Consider the following 13,020-nt stretch of genomic DNA (forward strand, 5'->3'; position numbering starts at 1 on the left):
TGCCCGAGCCGGCCCGGATGGTGAAACTACGCGGCCCTTGGTTAACCCCTGAGTAAGAGCAATGAGCGAAATCAAGCGTTACGACGTCGGCGCGCGGATGAGCGGCATCGTCGTCCACAACGGCACCGTCTATCTGTCCGGTTACGTGGCCGAGAGTGCGGCCGGCCAGCCGGTGGCTGCGCAGACGGCGGATATCCTGCAGCAGATCGACAAGGCGCTCGCGTCGGTGGGCAGCGATAAGAGCCGCCTGCTCCAGGCCACGATCTGGCTGGCCGACATGAGCACGTTTGCTGAGATGAATTCGGTGTGGGACAAGTGGGTGAGCCCGGGGAACACACCGGTGCGCGCTTGCGTAGAAGCGAAGCTCGCACAGCCGAAGTGGACCGTGGAGATCCGCGTGATCGCGGCTCAGTAAGCATCGTCTCGAAGGCAGCGCTCACTCTGGAGCGCTGCCGCAGCCGCCGGAACTTGTGCTCTGTGGCATCGGTTGAACGGATCTCCACCGAACGGTGCTGCCATGATCAATCACGTCTCGCTCGGGACCAACGACGTAGAGCGCGTACGGCGGTTCTACGATCCCGTCTTCGACCTGCTCGGCTTTCGTTTGCTCAAGTGCGATGAAACCGGCGCGCACTACGGCACCGGCGAAATTCTTTTCAGCCTGGTCGTCCCCACGAACAAACAACCCGCCACCGCCGGCAACGGCACCCACATCGCGTTCCAGGCACGCAGCCGCAAGATGGTCGATGAATTCCACGCCGTTGCGTTGAAGAATGGCGGACGCAGCGATGGCGCGCCCGGCATTCGTCCCGAATACGACGATCACTATTACGGCGCATTTGTCTTCGACCCGGACGGCAACAAGATCGAAGCGTTGAGCTACTCGGCCGAGTAGTCCCGCACCGGCCTCGAAAGGCCGGGTTGCCATCGCCGAGCTTAGATGTTACAACTCGTCACATGTTACGAGTGATAACACCATGAAACGCGCGCGCCCTCCGCTTGGCGATCTGGAGCACGAGTTGCTCGCGATTCTCTGGCAACACGGCGAGATGACGGCTTTTGCCGTTCGCCAGCAAGTTGCCCGCGATTTGAAGGACGCCACCATCCGCACCGTGCTACGGCGCCTGGAGGAAAAGGATTACGTCGATCACACGGTCGTGAACGGAACGTTTGTTTATCGCGCCAAAGAAACGCCGGAATCGGCCGCGGCCAGCGCGGTTCAGGACATCGTCCAGCGATACTGCGGCGGCTCGCTCGAGCGTATGTTGCTTGGGCTGGTCGACTCGGGATTGGTGAGCGCAGATCAACTGAAAGCGCTGGCCGGCAAGCTTCGTCGCAAGCCTCGTTGATGTGACGGATGCAACGATGGCGATCCCTGCCCCGCCCGCTTCGCTTGCCGGTCCCGCGATGGATCGGCGGATCGAGCATCCCGCGTGGTCGCTGCGACGTTGGTCGCTCGGCGCCCGGATTGGTGCCGCTGCGGTTGTCGTCCTGGCCGCCTCATTGCTGTTGATCAAACTGATCGCAGGCACAGGCGAGCGAACACTAAGAGTGCCGCTCGATCAAATATCGACCGCGACCGTAGAGCAAGGTTTGTTTCGTGATTTGATTCCCTTGAATGCGCGAGTCGTGCCCCGGGAAACCGTTTATGTCGATGCCGTCGACGGTGGCCGCGTGGACCGCATTTACGTCGAAGCGGGCGACGTGGTCGAGGCCGGCCAGCCCATCATCGCACTCAGCAACACCAACCTGGCGCTGCAGGTCATTCAGCAGGAATCGCAGCTCAACCAGGCCATCTCACAGCTGCAGCAGAACGAGATCGCGCTCGAACAGAATCATCTGGTGAACGAGCGAGGGCTCGCAGAGATCGACTACAAAATCCTGAGTCTGCGGCGTGCCATGGAGCGTCGCGAGACGCTGGCCGGTAAGGGGCTGATGTCTCGCGAGCAGCGCGACGAGATCGCTGATGAGCTTGCCTATTATCAACAACTCAAGCCGATCCAATCCGACAGCAGTCGCCGGCAATCCGAGTTGCGCGCCCGCTTGTTGCCAGCCATTCACGATCAGCTGCAGAACCTGCGAGGCAACCTCACGGTGGTGCACGACAAACTCGACAGCCTCGTCGTTCGCGCCCCAGTGTCTGGCCGTGTCACCGCGCTCGACTTGAAGGTCGGCGAGAACCGCGCGTCCGGCGATCGTCTGGCGGAAGTGACGCCAGACTCGGGAATGAAGCTCGTCGCCGATATCGATGAGTTCTACTTGTCGCGGGTACGCCCCGGTCAAACAGCCACGGTCGAGATCAATGGCGCGCCGGCCGATCTCACCGTGCGACGCGTGTCTCCGCAGGTCCGCAACGGGCAGTTTCAGATCGATCTCGATTTTGGCGCCGAGCGCCCGGAGGCTTTGGTAGCCGGCGCCACCGCACAGGGCCGGCTCAGGCTTGGCGGCGACACGAACGCGTTGTTACTTCCCAATGGTCAGTTCATAGAGCGCACTGGCGGGACCTGGCTGTTTGTCGTTGCCGCCGACGGCCAATCGGCGGCGCGCCGGCAGGTCCGGCTCGGCCGGCGTTCCATCGAACAGCTCGAAGTGCTCGACGGTCTCGCCCCTGGCGATCGCGTCATCACCTCGGACTACACCGGGCTCGACGCCGTGGATCGCATCGTCCTCACTCGTTAGGAGCCCCCATGCTCAAGCTCGACCGCATCTGCAAAACGTATCGCACGAGTGACGTTGAAACGGCGGCATTGGATGACGTTTCTCTCGAGGTGCGCGCCGGCGAGTTCCTGGCCATCATGGGTCCTTCCGGCTGCGGCAAGTCCACGCTGCTCAACGTGTTGGGGCTCATCGACAGCCCCACGTCCGGAGCGTACTGGTTCATGGGCGAAGACGTGGCGCGCTGTTCGGAAGAACAACTCACGTTGCACCGCCGAGCGCGGGTCGGATTTGTCTTCCAGAATTTCAATCTCATCGACGACCTCGACGTCGCGGAGAACGTCGAGGTGGCGCTGCTCTATGTCGGCATGGCTCGCGCCGAGCGTCGCAGCCGAGTCGCCGAGGCTTTGGAACGCGTCGGGCTCAAGCACCGAGAACATCACATGCCGAAGCAGTTGTCGGGCGGACAGCAACAACGCGTGGCGGTGGCCCGAGCGCTCGTCACACGGCCCAAGCTGCTGCTCGCGGATGAACCCACCGGCAATCTCGATAGCGCAAACGGCGATGCCGTGCTGGATCTGCTCGGTGCGATCAATCGGGCCGGGACCACGATCGTCATGGTGACGCACTCCGCCGAGCACGCACACCGGGCCGGTCGCATCGTGCACATGCTTGACGGCCGAGTGGTCGAAGATCAGGAGATCGCGGTGGCATGTTAGCCAACTATTTTGCGGCGGCGATTCGCAATCTGCTGCGCAATCGCGCGTATACGCTCATCAATCTGTTCGGGCTGTCGCTGGGGTTCGCCGCCGCCACCCTGATCGCGCTGTACGCGCGTGACGAGTTCAGCTACGACCGCTTCATTCCAAACCATGATCGCATCTATCTGGTCGGCGAAGTGGTCGAGCCGCCCGGTCGTAGCGCGATGCGGTTGAGCGTCACATCGACAACCGATGCCGAAGCCTTGAAATTCGCATTTCCAGAAATCGAGACCGCGACCCGACTCGCACCGAGCGGTTTGCGCCTGTCTACGAAGCAGGACAATGAGGGCGCTGCACTAGATTCCTTCTGGGCGGATCCCAACTTCTTCGACGTATTTCCGCTCAGATCGATCGCAGGCGACCTCGCGAATGCGTTGAGCCAACCGGACTCGCTTGTGCTGACGAGCCGAGCTGCCAGACAACTGTTCTCACGCGAAGATGCGGTTGGCGAAACGGTTCGCGTCGGACCGGACGCTGTCATGCGTGTCGCGGCAGTCGTTGAGAATCTACCCTCGAACAGTCATCTCAACTGCGACGTGTTCCTGCCCGGCGCCGCTAGCTTCTCCCCGCTGGTCACGTTGACCGCCGAACAGCGCCAGCCCGGTGCGCTACGCAGCGAGAACGCATACACCTACGTGCGCTTGCGAGGCGACGCCAGCATTGACGACGTGCGCTCGAGGCTGCGCGCGTTTACCGATTCACACGTCCGAGGCGACGTGAACGGCACGCCCATCGCCAAATCCTATACCTTCACACTCACGCCGCTTGCCGACGTCCATCTCCAACCTCGCAGCATTGGCGACCTCAAGCCTCCGGTGGATGTGCGAGTACTGCACGCATTGATTGGCGTCGCCTTGCTCATCCTCGTCGTTGCGTGCGGCAACTTCATCAGCATGATGACGGCGCGGGCCTCGCGTCGTGCCGTCGAAGTCGGCGTGCGCAAGGCGGCTGGCGCCACTCAGCGTCAAATCATGATTCAGTTCATGGGCGAATGCCTCTTCTATGGCCTGCTCGCGCTGATTCCGGCCGTCGTTGCGGTGGAGCTCGTTCTTCCTGCATTCAACGGATTCCTGCGACGAGAGATCGCCTTCGATTATTTGACCGAGCCGAGCCTTGGCCTGGGATTGATCGGGCTGACCGTGCTGACGGGGCTCGCGGCCGGCGCCTATCCAGCGCTCTATCTGTCGCGCTTCAAGCCTAACGCAGTGCTCCGGGGAACCACGCTCACTCCGCAGTCGAGCCGCGCGCGACAGTCGTTGGTCGTCGCTCAATTCGCGATCTTGATCGCGCTGCTAGTTGCGACCTTCACGGTCAATCGCCAGATTCATTTCGCCATCGAAGATCGGCTGCGCCTGCCCACCGACCAGATCTACCTGGCGAGCCCGGCATTGGGCTGCCCCACCTCATTCACCGATGCACTGCCCACGCTCGGGCGGGTGAAGGCCGTGACCTGCGTCTCCGGCTCCACGCTCGGCTTCGACCACATCTCCGTAAATTTCATCTCGCCGCACGGTGGCGGCAACGTCAATGGCAGAGCGGCGCAAGTCGACTATTCGTTCTTCGATGTGTTCGGTATTCAGCCCATCGCCGGGCGACTGCTGTCGCCTCAATTTGGCCAGGACGATCTGCTACGCAAGGACCAAAGCACCGCCGACAATCCAACCATCGTCATCAACGAGGCGGCGGCGCGAGCCCTCGGGTACTCCTCGCCCGCCGAGGCCGTCGGCACGTTCGCTCGATGGCAGCGGCTCAGCGTCATCGACGGACGTTTGCAATTCCGAGGGCAGTCGAGCTCCAAAATTGCGGCAGTCGTCCCGGATTTCTCCATCGGCTCGGTGCGCGACGTCGTCGGACCGACCGCGTACTACATCGATCCCACCGTGTTCTCACGGATGGTGTTCAGATTCGACGGCGGCTCGGTGCAACAGTCCTTGGAATCGGTGCGCGACCTGTGGGAGAAACATTCCTCCAGTCCGTTCCAGGGAATGTTTCTGGATCAGTTCGTCAATGCGCTGTATGAGGACGTCCTGACGCAGTCGGCGATATTCACCTGGTTCTCCGCAGTGGCCATCGTGCTCGCAGCGCTGGGCCTGCTGGGCCTGGCAATTTTCACCGCCGAACGGCGCACCAAAGAAATCGGCCTGCGGAAAGTCATGGGCGCACGCCGCACCGACATTCTGCTGTTCCTGGGCTGGCGGTTTGCTCGCCCCGTGCTCTGGGCGAATCTTATCGCGTGGCCATGCGCCTATTTAGTGATGCAACGTTGGCTGCAAGGCTTCGCCTACCACACCGAGATTGGGGTCCTGACCTTCGTCATCGCTGGCGCTCTCGCCCTGGCCATCGCGCTTGCCACCGTTGCCGGTCATGCAATGCTCGTGGCCCGAGCCAAGCCGATGGAGGCGCTTCGGTACGAGTGAGCAGCCGAAAAATCGGGTCTGCGCGACCAGAAGAAAGAGTGTAATATCGCGCGCCGCGGGACGAGTCGCCGGACGCTCAAGCTAGCTTCGCTCCGCCCCAAAACGGCTGCATCTCAACAACTTAAACCCCAAAGTTGTCGTAGAAGATGCAGCCGTGTAGCATCGAATCAGTGTCGGGACGTGGCGCAGCCTGGTAGCGCACTTGCATGGGGTGCAAGGGGTCGCGAGTTCGAATCTCGCCGTCCCGACCAATTGAGTCAACGACTTAGAACGACGGGCTTTTAGCAGTATCTGTTACGAGTACAGCTAAGGGTACAAAGTCGTCCGCTCCTGCCTTCGCTCACTTCACTGCAGGAGAAAGTTCATGCAACTCCCTGAATTTTCGGGCCTCACCGCCGGCCAATTCCAGCACCCTCGAACGCTCGACGTCATCGCACGCGCCTGATCTCGAACCACTGAGTTCGAAGAGCGGGCAGCCGCGGTGTTAGAGCGCCACGACGGCCCTGACCACAACTGCCTTTATCGGAGGCTGTCATGGCTGTGCCCATTACCCGCGCATCGAGCGCGGTCGCCTCTATTTCCAAGTCTCTGACCTCCTCGTCCCCGTCCATGATCTGGCGCTCATCGTCGAAGGTGTCGCATGGACGGCATGAACGACATCGCCGAAGCGCGGGCTACTGCACTCGTCTTGCGAGCTACAGCAAAGGCCGTTCGCGGCGAACAGGGCTCGCTCATGTTCCGACTCAATCGTGCCGCCGACATTCTCGACAGCATGGCTGCGTTGGCTCTGCGCTGCCTTGAACGTATCAAGCAGTTAGAACAGGAACTGCTTGAGTTCCGGGCTGGTGCACCGTGAGCGGCGCCGGCAAGGCCGGGATACGACGCGAGCGCACAGGCGAGACAACGACGCTCGGCATGGACCCGCTCAATGTAGCAATCCGAAACATGCAATTGGCCCACGCCGTCGCGACCGTGGCTGAACGGGCTGCGACGCATGGCATGGTCGAGGCTCACTGCCTCGCTGACGTGTTCCTCGTCGTTGTCTCTCTCATCGAGCGCGGATTGGATGCCGAGCGGCAGCGCCGGACCCTTGCTCTTGTTGCCGATGAGACTCGCGCCGCCGTAAACCCTCTCAGCTGCGCCGGAGTACGCATCAACGCGTCCCCTGTTGCAAACCTCTTGTAACCCTACTCGGTCTGCGAGGGCGTTGACAGTGTCAACGGCGGCGCTCATCCGCGGCTTGATCCGGACAAAGATGTCGTCCTGAGTACGCACTAGCACCGGGCCAGAGGCCGCGGCTGAGCGTTCAAGGCACTATGCGCAAGTCGCTCAGCGCACTACGCGTCGGCCTTGGCGCGCGGCTTCAAGCGGAAGCTGATGCCGAGGCGATTGATCGCGTTCATCGCGGCAATGGTCAGCGTAAGGTCCACCAGGTCTTTCTCCGAAAATGCCGCTGCCGCTGCCGCATACGCCTCGTCAGAGGCGTGCGTTTCGCTGACGCGGGTCACTTCCTCGGCCCAGGCCAGAGCAGCGCGCTCCTGTTCCGAGAACAGGTACGCAGCCTCATGCCAGACTGGCACGAGAACGACAGTATCGACCGACATCCCCTCCTTGAGTAGGTCGCGCGTGTGGATGTCGATGCAATGTGCGCAGCCGTTGATCTGAGAGACCCGCAGGAACACCAGGTGGATCAGCCTGGCTGGCAGCGCCGTACCCGTCGTGACGAAGTGATGGAGCCCTCCCACGGCCTTGGCACCCTCGGGAGAGACAGAAAACCAGTTAGCGCGTTTCATGCTTTCACAGCCCTTGTTCAGAGAAGTTGATGAGCTAGCACAATGCCAGTCGATCCAACTGCTAGACGGGCGAGCGTAGGGCTCTGTGACAGGCCAGACTAGGAAAATCGCGCTCTTCTTTGAAGGCAACAATCAGTGAGTCGTGCTAGCCGGCGCCGGCTATGCAGAGGTTCAAGCGCCCATCGCCATGTCCAAAAGCTTTATCCTTGTCAAATCGCCGGAAGGCCAATCCCGCTATCGTCCAAGGTAGACCTTGGTGATCTCCACCCGCTCATGACCAAGCTCCCGGCTGATTGTCTGGCGAGCCTCGAAATCTGTGAGCCGCTGAGAGGGAGTCAACGACTGAGTCGATGGTCCACCAGCTGCCGGCGACTTCCAGCCGGTCAAGACTTCGTAACGCGCTTGCGCATACGCATGCCGCAATCCAAGTGGTCACTTTTCGCGGCAAGCCATCGTTACCCCTATCTCCTCCCAGTCAGCACAAGCGTGACGTGAAGCGACTGAACCGGTGCGTCAACACCGGCTCGGCCTAACCACAACTTCACCTGTTACGAGGTGCTGTTGCTGAGAGCAATGTCGCTAAGTTGCGCGCAACGCCGTTGTCACCGGCAGGCGCGCTGCTTTGACCGCAGGCAGCACGCCTCCGACGATACCCATGGCGAATGCCCAAGCGAGACCGAGCCCCGCAATCGGAGCCGTGACCGCAAGCTGAAAGCTGAAGCCAAGCGGGCTGGCGGCGGATCCGTTGAAGAAAAACCAGGCGAGTCCCACCCCGATGAAGGCCCCGGACAATGCCAAGAGCGTGGACTCGGCCAAGATGGCTGTGATGAGTGGCCCCGGTGTGAAACCGAGGGCACACAAGGTGGCCAACTCGCGACGGCGGCTATCGACGATTGCGTATAGCGAGTTTGCGGCTCCAAACGTAGCCGCCACAGCCATGATGGAGCCGATGAAGTAGCTTACAAAGTTAAGTATTCCATTGAAGCGCTTCATGCTGTCCTCAATCACTTCAGCTTCGCGCCTAGCTTCGATCCGAAGTGCGGGATTGGCTTTGAGTGCCTCGGTGAGTTGAGTGAATGCACTCGGAGATTGCAGCAGTACCGTTACTTGGTTGTAAGTATTTATGCGAAATGCTGACAGAATGGTTTCCGCGTCTGCGAAAACGACACATACACCCTCGCTGCTACCGAGATCGAAGTTCCCCACGACTGTCCATTCGCCGCCTCGCACTACTCTCTTGTCGCCTACGGCAAAGTTCGTGAACTGGCGAGCGCATTTGTTGCTGGCAATGAATTCGTGGAGTCCTGGCTCCCAGACCAAGCGTCACGAAACTAGTAATAGATCGAGATAAGTAGCCGTGGCACGCACGCTCAGTCAAAAGATCGCCCGCCTACCCGCGAAGCGAACCGCACAGATCAAGGCACGCGCTGCAGAATCGATCGCAGAGGAGTCGACTGATCGGCGCCTAAACGCCAACCCTCCGACTCACAGCACGATAGCTGGCGCAAAAGGGAGGAAGCGGTCGAATCGGCCGAAGTCTCTGCTCGACATCAGCAAGCCGGGCGGCGAGTCGAATTTGTAGCCGCGGTCGAGCAGATGATTCATTGCGCCGACGTTGATAGAGGGTACTTGAAACGAAAGGGCTTCCATCCCGCGACTGTGAGCGAGCGTCTCGAAGTGGAGCAGGATGGCCGGCTGGTCGTCGGGTTCGAGCGTCACGATGGGGCCCTGCCCCGTTTCACTGAAGCAGCCGAATCCGACCGTGCGTCCGCCGCTGCGATACTTATAGATCTCCCGGTTTTTCAACAGCCACGGATAGTCGGCATGTCGCGCATAGCCGACGACGGCTTGCTCCATCTCGGCAAATTCGCCGATCGCTTCAGAACCAATTCGGAGGGCCTCGTAGCCTTCGGTTGCTGCAGGCCGGGGTTGTCCCGCCAATGAGAACAGCACGAAACGCGCCGCTGTACCGGCGCCGTAGTAACGCGCCAACCCGCGTACGTCATTGGTTGCAATGATGACCCGGACTTCGCCACGCCCGGAGGGGAACGCTTTGTCGAGCAGCACTTTACCGAGGCCGGCCGATTGTCTGTCCGGTCGAACAAACAGCTCCGAAAGTTCGAACAGACCGTCCCGCTCCACGGATCGGGCGTAACCGATCAGTGTTCCATCCGAGCGATCCTCCGCGACCCACCACTCGGCTGCGTGCTCAGCCACGTGACTGACGAGTGGCTCCATGACTTGCCAGAATGCTTCGGATTCCAGCTTCCACTCATAACCCTGTCGAACGAAAAGGTCCTTCAGCGCCAGCATCGAAACATCGAACGCGGGGCGATTGTCGGCAGGGGTTCCTCTGCGAATGTTGAATTCAGCGGGCCTCACACCGCCTTTCTCCGGCACGCCTTGAAGCGTTCCAGCAGCTTCAGATACGTCCCCTCTTCCGTCGGGCCAGCGCTCAGCCAGTCGAGCGTCAACGCATCGAGCCCTTCCTCAGCTTTGATGCCTTGACCCATGCTCTGCATCAGGCGCTTCACCTGATACTCGCGACGTAGCGTTTGATCCGCGTCGGGCGTCGGCGTCTCGGTCAGGATCTCGGCGCGGACGCACAGTGTTCTGAGCGCCAGTTCGTTGGCGGCGAGATCATTGCTGCCGGGCTGCGCGAGAGCCTGCTTCAACGCGTCCAAGCCACGCTTCGGCCACTTCACCGCGCTCGCCAGCTGCGCATCTGCAGTTTGCTTCAATGTATCGCGCTCGGCCTCATCGGCATTGCGAACGACGGCGAATCGATAAGCGCGCACGGCGTTCGATGCATCGAGGAGAGCTGTCCAACCCTGCTCCGCATCTCTGGCATGCTGTTGAGCGACAGCCTTGTGACAACGCTCGGACGCCCGCTCGAAGCGGTTCTGCAGCTGCCGCGCGTCAGCTTTCGGCAATTCCTCGATGCCATCGAAGGCAGCCCGTAGCTCGGGGAGTTTCTTCGCGCCCTCGAGCAGTTCCTGACCTGACAGCTGCGCGATGTTCTCGATCTCCTCGCACAGCCCGATGGCCTGAGACTTGTTGGCATCCAACGCGGCGTTCTGGGTCGCGAACTCCTGCTGACGCTTCTGGAACAGCGCGTCGCATTGCTTCCGGAATTCCTCCCACAGCTTGCGATCGTCATCGCGCGAAACCGGGCCGACGGCTTTCCATTTCTCCTGCAGCCGCTTGACCTCATCGATGGCCTTGCGGGTCTCCGCCGATCCAGCGAGTGCCCGAGCACGCTCGATGAGCGATTTCTTTTCTTTGACGTTATGCGCGAACTCGGCGTCGATTCGACTCTGCAGCGAGGCCGTCAATTCATTAAAGCGCCCCTGCAGCTGTTCCGCGGCGGCGGGATCCACGGGCGAGTGTTGACGCCAGAGCTGCCTGGCTTCACGCACTGCTGTGATCACATTGCGCCAATCGGGCTGCTCCCAATCGTGCTGCGACTCGAAAGTGGCAAGCCGCTCGAACAGCAGGCCGCGTTGACGCAGATTCTCTTCCTTGACCTTATCCTGGGCCTCGAAAAATTCACGGCACGGCTGAAACGCCTTCTGCGCGGCCTCGTGGAAACGCTGCCACTCCGCCTCGCCATTCTCGCCCGCGCCCTTGCTCAAGGTCCGCCATTGTTCCTGCAGATCCTTGATGTGCCCGGCAAGCGCGGTGGGGCGCAACGTCGCGCCGACCAGCGACTCCATCCGCTCGATGAGCTCGACGCGCTTGGGCGCGACCGAAAAGCTCTTCCAGTCCTTCAGTTCCTGCAGCTTTTCATCGAGCTGGCGGAGTTGGTTGGCGAGATGCGCTGGCAGGTGCGGCGCGTGGGCCAACTTGTCGTCGATGCCTCGACGCAACCCAGCCGCCGTCTTGCTGCTGCCGGACGCGAGCGCGCCATGCGCCTTGCGAATCAAGCCGCCGATCTGGCGCAAGGCTTTCGCCTCGGCCTCGTGTTTTTCGACTTCGGCCTGGTGCTCGACTTCCTGAACGTGGGCGCGCTCGGCGGCAGCGGCCGCGGCCGCCTTTTCTTCCTGCTCCCGTTGCAACTGGGCCTGGGCGGCCGCATTGGCAACGGCCAGCTGGCGTGCCGCTTCGGCTGCGATTTGTCGCAAGTGTTGAGCGATGACCTCACGGGCGCGGTCGATGGCCTGCCGGGTTTTCTCGGCGACGTCCGGGGCTGCATGCGACGCCACGGTCGACCAGCGTCCCTCGAGCTGTTCCAGCGTCGGTGTGAACAGGGGGTCAAACGGGCGATGGCTGTGCTTTTCGATGGCAGCGGCGGTGGCCGTGACTTCGGCGTGCAGGTGTTCGACTTCGCGCTCCTGCGCCAGGACCGAATCCCGCTTGCGAGTCAGGATCTTGTAGACGCTTTTGTCCTTGCCGCCACGCGCGTTCCGGATCAGCTCGCGAATCTGCGCCGGATCGTCGATGGCCTCGGCGGCGTGCTGCCGGATCCGGGTCGACGTGCCCTCGATGACCAGCCTGGCGATCGTCTGCACATCGCCGGCGGCGATGGCCGCCTGCAAGCCCTGCTCCTCCTGCTCGGCCAGCAAGGCAGCCTCTGGAGCGCGCGGCTCTGGGGCCGCCTTGGGCGCCACAGGCTCCGGATGCTTCACGGCAGCTGAAGGCGGCGGCGCTTTGCGAAAGCGTGAGAACAACGACATCGAGCGATCCTGACTAAGACTCCCCAGACGCCCTACTCTAGCGGATCCGCGTTACCGAAGCTGCACACGATGGGCTGCTCGGCGACCAGAGTCCGCGGTTACAATTGCCGCCCGCCGGCGGACATGACGCGATAACTGCATGGGACATCTGATCGAGCTCAATGACACCCTGAAGCTCAAGCGTGGCGCCGGCTTTCCCGCCGAGCTTCGCGTCGGCGGCGTTTATGATTTTTCGATCGCGGGCCGACGGCTCTACAACCTCAAGCCCACGCGCGTGTTCCTGGTCGAAGAGATCGACGGCCGATGGAATGTCGTGGGCCACGCAATGATCCTGCGACAAACGATCGATGCCGTCACCGACCGCACCTCCGGGCAGTTCGAGATCTCGCAGCTCTATCCGCCGGAGTACGCGAAGCTGGTGAATCGATTCGATGCGCCGGCAGGGAAAGGATACGCTTCCGACGTGTAGATGAATCGCTGCAGCGCCTGCCGAGAATTTTTGACCGCACAACGTGCAGGAACTTTGCAGCCAAAGCGGCGTTGCAAGCTTCATGAGGAGCTGCGCACGACAAAAGACCACGAGCGCGTCGGACGTAACGCTGTCGTGTGTGCAGTTCCTGCGCAAAACCATCTGGCGTCGACGCAAGGGCCACCACGCGCTTCGTGTGCCAGCGCGCTATTCCACGATCGGCGAACAACATCGCTCGCAGGATCGCCC

The 13,020-nt window shown here is 61.5% G+C and carries 12 protein-coding genes, 1 tRNA gene and 1 pseudogene; 9 read left to right on the forward strand and 5 right to left on the reverse strand.

Features of this window, described 5'->3' with window-relative positions; translation table 11 throughout:
- The first annotated feature begins 61 nt into the window (after nucleotides 1–61).
- The 8 genes from EK373_RS29870 (at nucleotide 62) to EK373_RS29905 (ending at nucleotide 6,689) form a co-directional block, all read left to right on the forward strand.
- Nucleotides 62–415 (forward strand): RidA family protein, encoded by a 354-nt coding sequence (locus EK373_RS29870; protein ID WP_129648795.1) that lies wholly within the window; start codon nucleotides 62–64, stop codon nucleotides 413–415.
- Between the two features lie 102 nt (nucleotides 416–517).
- Entirely contained in the window at nucleotides 518–895 is a 378-nt protein-coding gene (locus EK373_RS29875; protein ID WP_129648797.1) for a VOC family protein, read from the forward strand.
- Between the two features lie 82 nt (nucleotides 896–977).
- Nucleotides 978–1,349, forward strand: coding sequence for a BlaI/MecI/CopY family transcriptional regulator (locus EK373_RS29880; protein WP_129648799.1), 372 nt, complete (start codon nucleotides 978–980; stop codon nucleotides 1,347–1,349).
- A gap of 16 nt (nucleotides 1,350–1,365) precedes the next feature.
- Nucleotides 1,366–2,679 (forward strand): efflux RND transporter periplasmic adaptor subunit, encoded by a 1,314-nt coding sequence (locus tag EK373_RS29885; protein ID WP_129648801.1) that lies wholly within the window; start codon nucleotides 1,366–1,368, stop codon nucleotides 2,677–2,679.
- An 8-nt stretch (nucleotides 2,680–2,687) separates the two neighbouring features.
- Nucleotides 2,688–3,374 carry an ABC transporter ATP-binding protein gene (locus tag EK373_RS29890; RefSeq protein ID WP_129648803.1) on the forward strand — a complete coding sequence of 229 codons (687 nt, stop codon included), beginning with the start codon at nucleotides 2,688–2,690 and terminating at the stop codon, nucleotides 3,372–3,374.
- Nucleotides 3,368–5,833: an ABC transporter permease gene (locus EK373_RS29895; RefSeq protein WP_129648805.1), complete on the forward strand. Its 2,466-nt coding sequence runs from the start codon at nucleotides 3,368–3,370 to the stop codon at nucleotides 5,831–5,833. The genes EK373_RS29890 and EK373_RS29895 overlap by 7 nt, the downstream gene beginning before the upstream one ends.
- Before the next feature lie 174 nt (nucleotides 5,834–6,007).
- A tRNA-Pro gene (locus EK373_RS29900) sits at nucleotides 6,008–6,084 on the forward strand.
- A gap of 389 nt (nucleotides 6,085–6,473) precedes the next feature.
- Nucleotides 6,474–6,689 carry a hypothetical protein gene (locus EK373_RS29905; RefSeq protein WP_129648806.1) on the forward strand — a complete coding sequence of 72 codons (216 nt, stop codon included), beginning with the start codon at nucleotides 6,474–6,476 and terminating at the stop codon, nucleotides 6,687–6,689.
- A gap of 481 nt (nucleotides 6,690–7,170) precedes the next feature.
- Here EK373_RS29905 and EK373_RS29910 read toward each other — a convergent pair whose 3' ends face one another.
- From EK373_RS29910 to EK373_RS29930, 5 genes and pseudogenes are all read right to left on the reverse strand, one after another.
- Entirely contained in the window at nucleotides 7,171–7,626 is a 456-nt protein-coding gene (locus EK373_RS29910) for a carboxymuconolactone decarboxylase family protein (RefSeq protein ID WP_129648807.1), read from the reverse strand.
- A gap of 234 nt (nucleotides 7,627–7,860) precedes the next feature.
- Nucleotides 7,861–8,052 (reverse strand): annotated as a pseudogene (locus tag EK373_RS34465) (hypothetical protein); the annotation flags it as partial.
- A gap of 153 nt (nucleotides 8,053–8,205) precedes the next feature.
- Nucleotides 8,206–8,832 carry an ABC transporter permease gene (locus tag EK373_RS29920; RefSeq protein ID WP_129648808.1) on the reverse strand — a complete coding sequence of 209 codons (627 nt, stop codon included), beginning with the start codon at nucleotides 8,830–8,832 and terminating at the stop codon, nucleotides 8,206–8,208.
- Between the two features lie 279 nt (nucleotides 8,833–9,111).
- Entirely contained in the window at nucleotides 9,112–9,939 is an 828-nt protein-coding gene (locus tag EK373_RS29925; protein ID WP_129648809.1) for a GNAT family N-acetyltransferase, read from the reverse strand.
- 65 nt (nucleotides 9,940–10,004) lie between these two features.
- Nucleotides 10,005–12,302, reverse strand: a complete 2,298-nt coding sequence (locus EK373_RS29930) for a DUF349 domain-containing protein (RefSeq protein ID WP_129648810.1) — start codon at nucleotides 12,300–12,302, stop codon at nucleotides 10,005–10,007.
- Nucleotides 12,303–12,441: 139 nt separating this feature from the next.
- Between EK373_RS29930 and EK373_RS29935 the strand changes: the two genes are divergently transcribed.
- The gene (locus tag EK373_RS29935) at nucleotides 12,442–12,771 is read left to right on the forward strand and encodes a hypothetical protein (RefSeq protein WP_129648811.1); all 330 of its coding nucleotides are present in this window, start codon (nucleotides 12,442–12,444) and stop codon (nucleotides 12,769–12,771) included.
- The last annotated feature ends 249 nt before the right edge of the window (nucleotides 12,772–13,020 follow it).

The sequence above is a fragment of the Peristeroidobacter agariperforans genome, assembly GCF_004138335.1.
In the GTDB taxonomy this organism is placed as follows: Bacteria; Pseudomonadota; Gammaproteobacteria; order Steroidobacterales; family Steroidobacteraceae; genus Steroidobacter; species Steroidobacter agariperforans.